A 14,611-nucleotide genomic window follows, 5' to 3' on the forward strand; every position below is an offset into this window, starting at 1 on the left:
TACCCCCCCGCCTTCCAGGCGCGGTGGATCTGACGCTCGTCGCGTGCTGTCGCGCCCGAAAGGCCGGGCGCGGGAAGCCGGCGCAGGGTCATGGATACTGGGTCCGGATGGTTTTCAGATAACTTGGATCGACCTCGGAGATCAGGCGTTCCGCGATCAGCTTTCGGCCGGGAGCGGCCGATTGATAAGCGGCGACAAGGGCGGGCCTGAGGGCTGGCAGCCGGGTGAGGACGAGGCTGACGTCCCGCCTGATCATGTCCTGGAGCTCGGGATCTCCGGCTGCAGTCTCTGCGCCGAGAGCGACCCGCAGCCGCGCCGGAAGCAGGCTCAACTCGTTCGGCGCGGTGTAGTAGGACATCTTGAGGAGGGCGCTGGTGTCGTAGCCGACCGGTTTGTACCGGTCGGCCAGCAGGGCGAGCATGAGCCAGGCATCGCCACGATGGGGCGCGTAGCGCACGGCGCGGTTCAGCGCCTTCAGTGGCGCCGCCGGCACGGCGGCGCGAGGTCCGCCGGCCGGCGGTTCGTCCGGGGGCGCGCCGAGCTGAGCCGTGGGCCGGGTCTTGAACTCAATCATGGCGCTTTCGGCCCACAAGTCTCCGCGTACGATCGCAAGGGAAGCCGCCGTGTTGATCCCGTCCCGCAAGGAGCTGAGCGAGGCGGGGGTCTGGGCGGCTGCAAGCTGAAGCCCCCTGGACGAATATCTCTCGGCGGAGAGGATCCAGGCCGCCTGGGCCGTCAGAGCGACGCCGAAGACGGCGAGGGCGACCCGCGGCCACGTCTCGTCGAGCGCATTCAGCGGCCGCCGCCCCTTGCCGGGATCGATCGGAGCCTCGCGCAATTCGAAATTCTGCACATGCCGAGCGCTCCCGCGGCTTTGGGCGAATGCGAGACCACACAAGACGGCAGTGAACAGCGACGCCCCCAGGCTCAAGATGCCGCCGTTCAGGAATGCCGTCACCGGGAGCGCCAGCAGCGCTCCAGCGCCGGCGCCGGCGTAGATGTAGTCATGGCCGCGGGACAGGGAGCGGTTGAACAGCACCAGGGCGCCCGACAGCGCTGCGAGGATCAAGCCACACAGGAAAGCCCTGCCCATCTCGATGGTGATCGTGGCGGCTGCCGTCGGGATCTCGGCGGTCGCGAGTGCACTGATGTCCCGGTAGAGGGGCAGCAGCGCCTCGAACGTCCCCGCGCCAGACCCGGCCAGCGGAATGTCGGACAGCATCCGCTCGGTCGCGGTCAGGCTTGGCATCGACCACGCGATGGCCAGATCCATGTCTTTCTTGATCGGAATGGCGGCGAAAGCGGCGAATAATCCGATGACTGCGGCTGCGGCGAGGCCGGTCCTGCCCCATGGGCCAGGCAACCACTGGCGGATGGCGAAGATGGCGCACAGCGTTCCCGCGCCGAGCAGCGCTGCGATGGCCGTGCCGGTATCGGCATGGATCAGCAGCTCGGAGGTACAGGCAAGAAGGGCGACGATCGATGCCACGACGGACAATGTAATCGCTCTGTTCGACTTCCGGTGCCGGCCGGAGCGCTGCCGTCGACCATCGGCGTGAAGGAGGCTGGTGCAGGACAGAAGGATTCCGAGGACCGCGAAGATTGTCGCCTCCGCCCCGTCTCCGCCGGACGCGTCGGCACGAACCTGGTCGAATCCCAGATCCTGCGCGATCTGCCGGGCGGCAACCAGGGCCGAGATCGCCAGAAGGATGTAAAGGATGCTTTCGGCGCGCTGCCTGTCCAGGGCGATCGCCGCGGTGACGAGGGCGGCGGCGATGACCGCGCAATACTGAGCCAGCGAAAGCAGCGTTGCCCCGATGTCGATCGTGATGGCGCCGACGATCGGTTGGTTCAAGGCGGTCGAGGCGCTGGCCCAGATCGGATTGGCGAGCGCGGTCGCCGGCATCGGCAGCACCTGCGCCAGCATCCACAGCGCCGGCGCGACGAGGACGATGATCAGGACAGGCCGTAGCAGCCGCGTGAACCGGGTGAGGCTGGTGCCCGGCAGAGTCAGCGCAACGGCGACCAGTGCCAAGGCGAGGACGGCCGAAGCGACGCCAACCGCGCGGTTGGCGTCAATGATCCCGAACGCCGGAATGAGGGCGACCACAAAGGCCAGCGCAATGAACGGGATAATCATCGGGTGTCATCCCCGGCAGGGGCCGATATCGGGGCGGGCCGGGTCTGCCATCGGCTCGCACAATCCCGGCGCTATTTAATTTGGCGCGATATTAATATTAAATTTTGGCAAATCAATTAAATATTGCCGTCGCTGCACCCTGCAGCAAGGCCGGCGACCGATCGGTGTCGGACGAGCCCGCGGCGCCGGTCAGGTTGTCGCGAGGCGGGACCGGGCGTGAGCCCGGAGTTCGGCTGCCGCGTCCAGGGGGCGCTACTTGGCAACGCCGGTGATCGGGGTCGGCGTTGTGATGATGGTGGTCGGCGACCCCTGGATCGCGGCCTTCAGGGCATAGCCATTCGTCGCATAGATGATCGGGTCGTTGGCCGTGGCCATGATGGTCCGCAGGAAGTTCAGGAATTTGGTCGTTTCAACCGAGACCGCGTTGGACGTGTAGATGACATCCTTGTTTCGCATCTCGAAGGTCTGCGCCAGGAAATAGCCCGAGGGATCGCGCAGATTGACCATGTAGATCACGGGGATGACGGGCCCCTGGTACTGGTCGACATCGACGCCGATCTGGCGAGCGACGTCCCGGGTCTCGCCACGATACAAGAAGACCGAGCCCGGATCGGCCTGCGCATCGTTGAGGCCGCCCTGCTTCGCGACTCCTTCGGCGAGGGAGATACGCCAGGCGTCGAATTTGAACTGGCCCTGGTTGCCGGCGGCGCCGAAGGCGACGAATGTCTGTGGCTGGGTATAGAGGTAGATGACGTCGTTGGGCAGGACGTAGATATTGTTGGCCGGCTCGTACATCAGCGCGCCGAACGGCACGCTTGCCCGGTGTCCCATCCGCTCGAGCGACACCCACATGTCGTAGCCCTGCGTCACCGGTCCGCCGGCTCGCGCGACTGCGTCGAGCACACGTTCGCCGGACGGGCTGGCAGGGAACCGTCCCGCGGCGCGGACGTCTCCCAGGACGCTGATCAGCGACGTATTCTGGGTTGCGAGTGCCACCACCACCTGAGGCTCGAGCGCCCGTGCCTTGAGGCGGTCGACGATGTCGCGCTGGATCTCGGAAGGCGTTCGGCCCCTGGCTCGAACTGAGCCGGCATAGGGAACGGTGATGTTGCCCTGCTCATCGACCGCCTGGTTCGGAATCGTCACGAAATTGCCGGCGCGCACCCCGGCGTCGGACGTGAACAGGCCGCCGGCGGAAGCTTCGAAGATGGTCACGCTGACGATGTCGCCGACGCCGAAGCGGAAGGCCTTCGGCGGGCTCCGGTCGGCAAATGCCGACGACAGTCGGGGCGTGTACCGGCCGAGGATCCGCACGACCTCGGGGGTCAGCTTGACCAGGGCATAGGGCAGTGCCGCCGGCTCGGCGCCTTCAGATGCCGTGCGGACGTCCATTCCCAGGGGGCCGTTGGTCGGCATGATCCCGCAGCCGGCACCGGACAGTGCCAGGATTCCCACCGCAATCCTCGCCCAGCTTTGAGATGCGGAAATCAGAACTGCCCCCGATCATCTTCTATATTCGCGATAAAATGACATTTCAGCTTGATTCAGACCAGCTGATCGTGCGTCGAACCCAAACACGGTCGCCGTGTGTTGCCGATCGGCAACAATCTCTGGTGCGCCTGCGGGCCCGACGAAGGCACGCTCCAGATTAAATCGATCAAATCCACCTCAGGCCGAGTCCGAAAAGCCGTAATGAGTGTAATGGTTGTCGCTGTAATAGTCGCTCCGGTAGGAATCGTAGCGCGCCATCGCCTTGATGTCGGTCTTGTTGAGCACCGTCCCGATCAGGCACTCGTAGATGTTCGGCGCGGTGTGCAGGGCGTGCTGGACGACGTCGATCTTCGTCCGCCCCCATTCGACGACCATGATGAAGCAGTCGATCAGCGGTGTGGTCGCGCGGACGTCCACCACCGGGGTCAGCGGTGGCAGGTCGACGACGATGTAGTCGTATGACGCGCGCAGCCGGTCGAACAGTTTGCGGGTCGCGTCCGCCGACAGGATTTCGCTGGTGTGGAGCAGGGGGCCGCGCCTGACGGCGGGCAGGAACGTCAGATTGGTCTTCGGGTCGCGCCAGACCGTCTCATCGAGGGTTCGCGTGCCGTAAATGACTTCCACGATTCCGGCGGCCGCATCGGGGGCGAGGCTGGCCGAGAGCGACGGATTCCGCAAGTCGCAGTCGACGACGATCACGCTCTTGCCGCTATGGGCGATCAGCTGGGCGAGCGCTGCCGCAATCGTGGTCTTGCCCTCGTTCGGCAGGGCCGATGTGATGCCGATGATCTTGTTCGAGGTCTTGGTTGGATTGAGATCGATCGCCAGCTTGACTGAACGGATCGCCTCCGCGAAACGCGACAAGGGCATGCCGATCACCGTCGAGTGCACGGCCGAGCGTGTCGAAATGGTTCGCTGGCGCAGGTCTTCATCGGGTTGACGGGGAGCGACCGGAAAAGGCTTCTGCGATTTGGGAGCGCGCAGCAGCGGGACCAGGGACAGGCAGGGCAGCTGCAGCGCGGCTTCGATCTGCGCAGAGGTACGGAAGACGCGGTCCATGACGTCCCTGAGCAGTCCGAGGGCGACGCCGAGGGCGACGCCGCCGAAAAGCCCCAGCGCCAGGATCAGCTTCGTCTTCGGCTTGCTTTTGCTTTCCGGCGGCAACGCCGGATAGATCACCCTGGCCTCGGAAATCGGAAACGACTCCTGCTGAACCGAGCCCATGTAGCGCTGCAGGAATGTGTCGTAGAGGCTACGGTAGCCTTTCGCCCGGCTCTCCAGCTCGCGCAGGGTGATTTCGGCGGTGTTGGTCGTGCGCGACACGGATACCGCCTCGGCCAGCTGTTTTTCGATCTCCTGCTGCCGCTGCTTGGACACCTCGAAATCGCTCCTGGCGCTTTCCGCCAGCCGCCGGACCTCGTCGAGAATGGAGGTGCGCAGATCCCGCATCCGGGTTCGCAGATTGATGACGGCGAGGTGGTCCCGGCCAAACCGGGCGGACCACTCGTTCTCGCGACGGGCAAGTTCCAGATACTGTTGGCGAAGGTTGTTGATGATCGGATTGGTCAGGGCATCTGAGCCGCCGCTATCGAGGGTTCCGATCGCCGACGAGTTCGCCGAATTGGCGCGAAGGATCGCCTCGTAACGGTTCAGTCTCGCCTGGGCATCGGAGGTTTGGGCGCGGGCGGCCACGATGCGGCCGTTGAGGTCCGTCACCTGCTGCTCGTCGATGGGTTTTCCGCCGCTCGACATGATGTTGTTCTGGGATCTATAGGCGTTGACTGCGCGTTCGGCGGTCAGCGCCTGATCCCCGAGGTCGCGCAGCCTCTCCTGCAGCCAGGCCGTCGCGCTGCGATTGGCCTCGAATTTCGCGTTCAACTGATCGGTGATGTAGGCGTTGGCGATGGCGTTGGCGATTTCGGCCGCGCGCGCCGCGCTGCGCGAATTGAAGTTGATCTCGATGACGCTGCTGAAGCTGACCCGGTTCGCGGTGAGCCGATCCTGGAACGCCGTGATCAGGCCCTCGGAGAGCTGGCCCGTCGTCGCGGTTCGCGACGCCTTGGGCGGGCTCGAGATCCACCCCCGGAGGCGCTGCCACAGCGAGGAGAATGACGGCATCGATCCGTTGAAATCCGGATCGTCGGCGAGCTTGAGCTGATTGATGACCGAAATCGCGATGGCCCGCGATTTGAGGATCTGAAGCTGCGTCTCGATCTGGTTGAGATCGAATGCCGGCTCGGCGAGCAGCGACTGCTGCTGGACGAACTGGGCCTTGGGATTGCCGAGCAGGACCTGGACCTGACCGGTATAGGTCGGCGGCGTGATCCGCAGATAGACCGCGCAGACCGCCAGGGCGAGGGCAGCGGTAAACAGCACGACCAGGTACTGACGGCGCAGGAAGCCCAGCGCAAAATTCACCAGTTCGCCGATGCCGCCTTCGGCGGCCGGTTCGCTCGACGAGGTGCCGCGCGTTCTGTCCGTCTGCAGCATATTGCTCTGAAGCATCAGGTATCCGCCTGCGCTCGTCTTTTGATCATCGCCGGGCCGCGGCCCGCATGGACATCGCAACGCCCGCGCCGGTGCCCGACCGGGCGCTCGGCAAAGGCCGTGTTGCATTTAAAATAAATATATCGGATAAAAGCGCGGCTGTCCAAATTAAATGGATACTGGTTAAATTTTGCGGTTTTTGCAAAATCTAAACCCTTGAAATGAGCGCCATGCGGTTGAATTCGCAGCGAAATTTGTCGGCGGCCCGGGGCTGTCTGGCCGGTTCAGGGAAACGGCGTGTGCCGCATTGAAAATAACCGGCGGTTGCCGGCCGGAATTAATCAGGCCGCCCGGAGCAGGGTCGACGGCAGGCCGATGCTGAACGTGCGATGGAGGCGATCCCGATGCGCATATTGGTGACAGGCGGTGCAGGATTTATCGGATCTGCGGTATGCCGCCGACTGGTGCTGCAGCATGGCGCATCGGTGATCAACGTCGACAAGCTGACCTACGCCGCCAATCTAGGGTCGCTGGTCCAGATCGAAGGACTGCCGGGCTACGCGTTCGAGCAACGGGACATCTGCGATCGCGCCGCGATGGATGATGTGCTCGCAAGCCATGAGCCGGACGGCATCATCCACCTGGCCGCCGAGAGCCACGTCGACCGCTCGATCAACGGTCCGGCCGACTTCATCAATACCAACATCGTCGGCACCTACGGCCTGCTGGAGGCGGCGAGGGCCTATTACGATCGGCTGCCGCGCTGGCGGCGCAGCCGTTTCCGTTTCGTCCATGTGTCGACGGACGAGGTCTATGGCTCGCTCGGTCCGGATGGCCGCTTCTGCGAAGACACCCCGTACCGGCCGAGTTCGCCGTACTCGGCCAGCAAGGCGGCATCCGACCACCTGGCGCATGCGTGGTTCAGAACCTACGGCGTCCCGGTCATCGTTTCGAACTGCTCGAATAACTACGGCCCGTTTCAATTTCCCGAGAAGCTCATTCCGCTGACCATTCTCAATGCGATCGAGAGCAAGCCGCTGCCGGTCTATGGCAGCGGCGCCAACGTGCGGGACTGGCTCCATGTCGACGATCACGCGGCGGGACTGATCAGCTTGTTGCAGCAGGGCCAGCCCGGCGAGAAATACAATTTCGGCGGCGACAGCGAACGCACCAATCTGGACGTGGTCACCCTCATCTGCGACCTCGTCGACAGCATGAGCCCGGGCCGCGAAAGCAGGCGATCGCTCATCACCTTCGTGCCGGACCGCCCCGGCCACGACCTGCGTTACGCCATCGATGCCGCCAAGGCGCGCTGCGAGCTCGGCTGGCGGCCGGCGAGGACTTTCGAGCAGGGCATCGCCCAGACCGTCGAGTGGTATCTCAAGAGCCGCGCGTGGTGGGAAAAACCGCGCGCCAGCGTCTACGATGGCGCCCGTCTCGGGCTCCTCGAAACCCAGCTTTGAGGTCGAGGATGACACCGGGTCCGCGCCTGATGACCGGTCCAAATCGCCGGGTTGCAAGGCGCCTTCAAGACCTCGTCGCAGAGGGCACCGCGACTTTGCGCCGTTCTCGCGAAGGTGGTTTCGACCGGCGTGTCCTTGAAGGCTTGCGTGTCGTTGAAGGAGAGGCCCCATGCTGAAGGGAATCGTGCTGGCTGGCGGCAGCGGAACGCGGCTCTATCCGATCACCCGAGCGGTCAGCAAGCAGCTGCTGCCGATCTACGACAAGCCGATGATCTATTACCCGTTGTCGACGCTGATGCTGGCGGGCATCCGCGACATCCTTGTCATCACGACGCCGGCCGACAGATGCCAGTTCGAGCGGCTGCTGGGCGATGGCGGTCAATGGGGCATTCGTCTGAGCTATGCGGAGCAACCTCGTCCGGCGGGCCTCGCCGAGGCCTTCATCATCGGCGCGGACTTCATCGGCAGCGATCGCATCGCCATGGTGCTGGGAGACAACATCTTCTTCGGTCACGGCCTGCCAGAACTGCTGGCCAGGGCGGCACGGCGCGAGGAAGGGGCAACGGTGTTCGCCTATCACGTGCGAGATCCGGAGCGCTACGGCGTCGTCACGTTCGATGAGACGCAGCGGCCGGTGCGGATCGAGGAAAAGCCCAAAAGGCCGGCTTCGAACTGGGCGATTACCGGCCTCTATTTCTTCGATAATCGCGTCGTGCGCCATGCCCGTCACGTCGAACCGTCGGCGCGCGGCGAACTCGAAATCACCGATCTGCAGATGCGCTATCTCGCCGCCGGTGCACTCGAAGTCGAGCGGATGGGGCGTGGTTTCGCCTGGCTCGATACCGGCACGGTCGAGTCGCTGATCGAGGCGGCGAGCTTCGTCCAGACGCTCGAGACCCGGCAGGGCATGAAGGTCGCCTGCCTGGAGGAAATCGCGTTCAGGCAGGGCTTCATCGACCGCAACCAGGTCCTCGCCCTCGCCGGATCGCTCGAGAAGAGCGGCTACGGCCGGTATCTGAATGAGCTCGTCGGCACCGCCTGATCCCCGACTGGCGGCGAGACGCCAATGAAATCATCAGATTAACCACATCCTTCGCGCAGATTTAATTTTTAAATACATTGAATTGACGTTTTAATTGACGAAGGGTTAAATGTTTTAATTCGACTCCGGCCGCGCGGCGGTCGCATCGAGGGCATTGGCCATGTTGCGAGAGAACCCGACCGGTTTGTCCACCGGTGAGAATGCGCAATCTCCGCTGTCGAGCGCTGGGGCGGATTACACCGCCGAGGACCTGATGGCCGTGGTCGCTGCGCTGCCGCCGCATGGCGTTGTATTCAAGCGCGACGGGCGGACGCCGGTGAGCCTCGGCGAGACGATGACCGCGGCGGAACTTGCCGCCGTCACATTCGCGTCGACGCCAACCGGCTCGGCCGATATGCCCTGGAGCGGGGGCGTGCTGTATGCCCCGGAAGGCCGTGGACGCCTTCCGCTGCCGCTTGATCCCGAACTCCTGGCGCGTTCGGCCGCGGACGGCGTGGTCGTGATCACCGAGTTGCCGGCCAATGGTTCGGTGTTCCTGGCCGATGGCATGACCGCCGTGACCCGCGGGCAGGCGATCACCGTGGCCCAGCTGGCCGGACTGAACTTCAGCGCTGCTGCCGCGGCGGCCGGACAGATTTCTCTGCTGCGCTATGGCAGCGCGGACCAGGCCTTTGCCGGTGAGGTGTTGATCGTCGTTGGCCCTGATCTGCCCACCCCCGGCTTCAAAGCGGCCGGGGCGACCAGGGACGATTTATCCCTCGCGCCGTTCGCCGTCGCCCTGTTGCTGGATCTGGGGCTTACCGCGTCGGACCTGACGGCGGCTTCCGCTGCGGTCGATCCCAACGACGCGTTTTCCGCCGCGTCGCCCGGGCCGATGGGGGGTGCGTTCGGATCGTCCCCGGGTGATGGCTCGAGGGCCGCGGCGGGGCCGATACCTGATCATGGATTCGGCCTGACGCCGGCCGTCCCGGTGCAATCGTCGACGACTGGAAGCGATACGACCGGTTCGACCGGCCAGTCGGCAAACGACACGGCGCCGCCGAGGCGGATCGGGTCGAGCAGCCCGCCGGATTTCGGCAGCTTGGCGCTGGCGCCGATGGCGCAGGGCGGCACGCTGACCACGACAACCCCATCGTCGTTGTCGACGTCCTCGTCGTCGACACGCGACACCTCGACGACGCCATCATCGAGCTCAACCATCTCGCAAAGCTCGACCCTGCTCGCAAGTCCGACGCTGCTGTCGACCTCGACCTCGACCGCGACCACGCCGACGACGACGTCCCCGGCGACGACCAGCACATCGACGACGACCACCACGACCACGACGACCACCACCACCACCACCACCAGCACCACGACGAATTCGATCGTGGCCGAAAATCAGCTGGCGGGAACGCCCCAGAGCATCTGGCGGATCGCGCCGGGAAAGGACTCGACGACGATCCAGGGCTTCACGACGGCGATCAGCACCAATCTCGGCGGTACGGTCCAGTTCAAGATCGACAATCTGACGGGCAACCCGAACTACCAGATCGATATCTATCGGTTGGGCTATTACGGCGGCGACGGCGCCAGACTCGTCACGAGCCTGCAGCATCAGGCGGCCACATCGGTGGTTCAGCCCAACCCGTTGACGGACGCCTCGACCGGCCTCGTCGACGCCGGCAACTGGAGCGTGACCGACTCCTGGACGGTGCCGACGACCGCCGTATCCGGCGTCTACATCGCCAACGTCATCGACGGCACGCAGATCTTCCAGATCCCGTTCGTGATCCGCAACGATGCCTCGCACAGCGCCATCGTCTTCCAGACGGACGATCAGACCTGGCAGGCCTACAATCCGTGGGGCGGCGCCAATCTCTACGCCGGCAATGGGCCCGGACTCCACGGCGCAGCCTATGCCGTCAGCTACAACCGTCCGATCACCACGCGCGACGGCGGCCTGTCGGGCACCGCCAACGACATGGTGTTCTCGGCCGAGTATCCGGCGATCTACTGGCTCGAGCAGAATGGCTACGACGTTTCGTACATCTCGGGGATCGATGCTGCGACCAACGGATCGCTGCTGCTCAATCACCAGGTCTATATGGATGTCGGTCACGACGAATACTGGACCGATAGCCAGTACAACAACGTCCAGGCGGCCGGCCACGCTGGCGTCAACCTGATGTTCCTGAGCGGCAACGAGGTCTATTGGCAGACGCGGCTCGCGCCGAGCATCGATGCCAGCGGCTCTGCGAACCGGACCCTCGTCTCCTACAAGGACACCCACGCCAACGCGGTGATCGATCCGACCGGCACGGCGACGGGAACATTCATGGACGCCCGCTTCACCTCGAGCGGCGGCCTTTCGGGTATTCCCTCCAATTCGCTGACGGGCACGGTCTTCCAGGTGGATTCCGACCGCACCGACACGATGACGATCCCGTATGGGATGACGCAGCTGCGCTTCTGGCGGAGCACGTCGATCGCCGGCACCGCGCCCGGACAGACGGCGTCGCTGGTGCAGAACCTCCTCGGCTACGAATGGGACTCCTCGCCCGACAACGGCTTCCGGCCGGCCGGCTTGGTCGATCTGTCGTCGACCACCCTGCAGGTCGACACCTACCTGCTCGATTACGGCAATACGACCGGGAACGGCACCGCGACCCACAACCTCGTCGAGTTTCGCGATCCGGTGAGCGGCGCGCTGGTGTTTGGAGCCGGCACCGTGTTCTGGTCATGGGGCCTCTCGTCCAACCACGATCAGCTGCTGGGCACGCCCACCCCGATCGATCCGAATGTCCAGCAGGCGATGATCAACCTGTTCGCCGACATGGGCGTGCAGCCGGCGACGATACAGGCCAGCCTGGTGATTGCGTCGCAGACGACGGACCATACCGCGCCGACCTCGACCGTAAAAAAACTCTCGACCACAAGCGTGGTCGAGGGCCAGTCGATCACGGTCACCGGCACCGCCACCGACGTCGGCGGCGTGATCGGCGGGGTTGAAGTCTCCACCGATGGCGGCAAGACATGGCATCCGGCCACCAGCACCGTCGGCGCTTCGAATGTGAATTGGTCCTACACCTTCCTCGCCGGCGCTCCAGGGACGCTGAACATCGAGAGCAGGGCGATCGATGACAGTCTGAACCTGGGAACGCCCAGCGCGGGCGTCTCCTACACGGTCATGCCGTCTTCGAACCTTTCGATCTTCAGTCCCACCGACACCCCGGCCGTCGTCACCAATAACGACCCCAAGGCGGTGGAGCTGGGCGTCAAATTCGTCACCTCGGTCTTGGGCGAAATCACCGGAATTCGATTCTACAAGGGATCGCAGAACACCGGCACGCATCTCGGCGACCTCTGGACGTCGAACGGCACGCTGCTCGCGAGTGCAACCTTCACCAACGAAACCGCCAGCGGCTGGCAGCAGGTCAATTTCGCAACCCCGGTCCGCGTTCAGGCCGGCACGACCTATATCGCCTCCTATCACACCGATACCGGCAACTATTCGACGACTGCTTTCTATTTCGACAACGCCGGGCATACGACCGGTGCGCTGACGGCGACCGGCGGCGGCCTCAATGGCGTCTATGCCTATGGCAGCGGACCGATCTTCCCCGGCAGCGTCGCGATCGCCAACGGTTTCAATTACTGGGTCGACGTCGTCTTCAACGACACCAGCCAGCAGCCACAGGCGAACAACGACAGCGGCTTTTCGGTGACCGAGAACGGCGTTCTCAACATCCCGGCGTCGGCGTTGCTCGCCAATGACACCGACCCATCCGGCCTGTCGTTCTCGATCAGCGGCGTCGGCGGTCCGGTCAACGGAACGGTGAGCTACAACGCCCAGACCCAGACCGTGACCTTCACCCCGACGGCGAACTATGCGGGGGCTGCGAACTTCACCTATACGATCACCGACACGAGCGGTGCCAGCAGCTCCGGCCACGTTTCGCTCAATGTCAATTATCCGATCGCCGCGCAAAGCCTGTTCGGCACCAACGATACGCCCAGCACCGCCAATTCTGGTGACACCAGTTCGGTCGAAGTCGGCGTCAAGTTCACCGCGTCGGCGAACGGGATGCTGACCGGCCTGCGATTCTACAAGGGATCCGCGAACACCGGTACGCACGTCGCCGATCTCTGGAGTTCGAGCGGAATGCTGCTTGCCACAGCGACCTTCACCAACGAGACGGCGAGCGGCTGGCAGGAAGTCGACTTCTCCAGCCCGGTGGCGATCACTGCCGGCACGACCTATGTCGCCTCCTACCACACCAACGGAAACTATTCCGCCACCTCGAATTATTTCACGTCGTCGCTGACCAATGGCGAACTGACGGCGCCTGCCGCGGGCAACGGCGTTTACGGTTACGGATCGGGAAACATCTTCCCGACCAACACCTACAAATCAACCAATTACTGGGTCGACGTCGTGTTCGACGGATCCGGCCGGCCCATCGCCAATGCCGACGGCGGCTTCGTCGTCAACGAAAATGGCTCGATTTCGATCGCCGCTTCGGCGCTGCTCGCCAACGACACCGATTCAGCCGGCCTGCCCATTTCGATTACCGGTGTCAGTAATGCGCAGAACGGGACGGTGTCCTACGATCCCAACACGCAGACGGTCACTTTCGTGCCGACGACCGGCTACACCGGAACGGCTAACTTCACCTACACGATCAGCGATACCGGCGGCAACGCGGCCTCGGCCGGCGTCTCGCTGTTCGTCAACAATCCCGCGACCGAAAGCCTCTTCAGCCTGCGCTCGAGCCCGAGCGTCGTGGCCGTGAACGATCCGAACTCGGTGGAATTGGGCGTCAAATTCACGGCCGACGCCTCCGGGGTGATCACCGGCCTTCGCTTCTACAAGGGGCTGCAGAATACCGGTTCGCACGTTGCCGACCTGTGGAGCTCGAACGGGACTCTGCTCGCCACCGCGAGCTTCTCCAACGAGACCGCGAGCGGCTGGCAACAGGTGAATTTCGCAACGCCGGTAACCATTGCCGCCGGCACGACCTATATCGCCTCGTATCACACCGACGGCAACTACTCCGCCGACGGCGGCTATTTCGCCAACTCGCTGGTCAGCGGCGACCTCACCGCTCCGGCGGGCGGCAACGGCGTCTACGGCTACGGGACGGGAAGCCTGTTCCCGACCAAAAGCTACAACGCCACCAACTATTGGGTCGACGTCGTCTATTCCAAGACGGCGGCGCCACCGCTTGCCAACAACGACAGCGGCTTCGTCGCCAGCGAGAACGGCTCGGTCACCATCGCGGCGTCGGCGCTGCTCGCCAACGACACCGATCCGCAGGGCCTTGCATTGTCGATCACCGGCGTCGCCAACCCGAGCAATGGCAGCGTCAGCTACGATGCCAACACCCAGTCGGTCACCTTCGTGCCGACCGCGGGCTATACCGGAGCGGCGAGCTTTACCTATTCGATCGCGGACACCGCTGGCGGAACGGCGTCGGCCAGCGCATCCCTGCTGGTCAACGATCCGACGACGTACAGCCTGTTCAATCCGTCCACCGCGCCGTCGATCGCGACGGTGAACGATCCCAGTGCGGTTGAGCTCGGCGTCAAGTTCCAGTCGAGTTCGAACGGCGAGATCACCGGGCTGCGGTTCTACAAGGGGCCGCAAAACACCGGAACCCACGTTGCAGACGTGTGGAGCCCCACCGGCACGTTGCTGGCGAGCGCGACCTTCGGCAACGAAACGGCGAGCGGCTGGCAGCAGGTGAACTTCGCCACGCCGGTGGCCGTCACCGCCGGGACGACCTATGTCGCTTCTTACCATACCAACGGCGACTACTCGGCAGATCCCAACCTGTTGGCGACCGCGCTCACCAACGGTCCGCTGACGGCGCCATCGAGCTCGAGCAGCGGCGGCAACGGCGTCTATGCCTATGGCAGCTCGAGCCTCTTCCCCACCAACAGCTTCAATTCCACGAGCTACGGCGTCGACGTGGTCTTCAAGGCGCAGTTGGCAGCATAGGAATA

At 64.1% G+C, this 14,611-nt stretch carries 6 protein-coding genes; 3 read left to right on the forward strand and 3 right to left on the reverse strand.

What is annotated here, in order from left to right:
• Window positions 1–88: 88 nt before the first annotated feature.
• The 3 genes from DB459_RS14595 to DB459_RS14605 all read right to left on the reverse strand — a co-directional run bounded on the left by DB459_RS14595 (window position 89) and on the right by DB459_RS14605 (window position 6,136).
• Window positions 89–2,140: a hypothetical protein gene (locus DB459_RS14595; protein ID WP_253705991.1), complete on the reverse strand. Its 2,052-nt coding sequence runs from the start codon at window positions 2,138–2,140 to the stop codon at window positions 89–91.
• Window positions 2,141–2,392: 252 nt separating this feature from the next.
• On the reverse strand, window positions 2,393–3,595 hold the full coding sequence (locus DB459_RS14600; RefSeq protein WP_253705992.1) for a polysaccharide biosynthesis/export family protein: 1,203 nt from the start codon (window positions 3,593–3,595) through the stop codon (window positions 2,393–2,395).
• A 213-nt stretch (window positions 3,596–3,808) separates the two neighbouring features.
• Complete coding sequence (locus tag DB459_RS14605) at window positions 3,809–6,136, reverse strand: AAA family ATPase (protein ID WP_253705993.1); 2,328 nt, start codon at window positions 6,134–6,136, stop codon at window positions 3,809–3,811.
• 386 nt (window positions 6,137–6,522) lie between these two features.
• Between DB459_RS14605 and rfbB the strand changes: the two genes are divergently transcribed.
• The 3 genes from rfbB to DB459_RS14620 all read left to right on the forward strand — a co-directional run bounded on the left by rfbB (window position 6,523) and on the right by DB459_RS14620 (window position 14,606).
• Window positions 6,523–7,581, forward strand: coding sequence for a dTDP-glucose 4,6-dehydratase (rfbB, locus tag DB459_RS14610; RefSeq protein ID WP_253705994.1), 1,059 nt, complete (start codon window positions 6,523–6,525; stop codon window positions 7,579–7,581).
• Between the two features lie 169 nt (window positions 7,582–7,750).
• The gene (gene rfbA / locus DB459_RS14615) at window positions 7,751–8,623 is read left to right on the forward strand and encodes a glucose-1-phosphate thymidylyltransferase RfbA (RefSeq protein ID WP_253705995.1); all 873 of its coding nucleotides are present in this window, start codon (window positions 7,751–7,753) and stop codon (window positions 8,621–8,623) included.
• A gap of 160 nt (window positions 8,624–8,783) precedes the next feature.
• The gene (locus DB459_RS14620; protein ID WP_253705996.1) at window positions 8,784–14,606 is read left to right on the forward strand and encodes a DUF4082 domain-containing protein; all 5,823 of its coding nucleotides are present in this window, start codon (window positions 8,784–8,786) and stop codon (window positions 14,604–14,606) included.
• Window positions 14,607–14,611: the final 5 nt, after the last annotated feature.

Source organism: Bradyrhizobium sp. WD16, assembly GCF_024181725.1.
Taxonomy (GTDB): Bacteria; Pseudomonadota; Alphaproteobacteria; order Rhizobiales; family Xanthobacteraceae; genus Bradyrhizobium_A.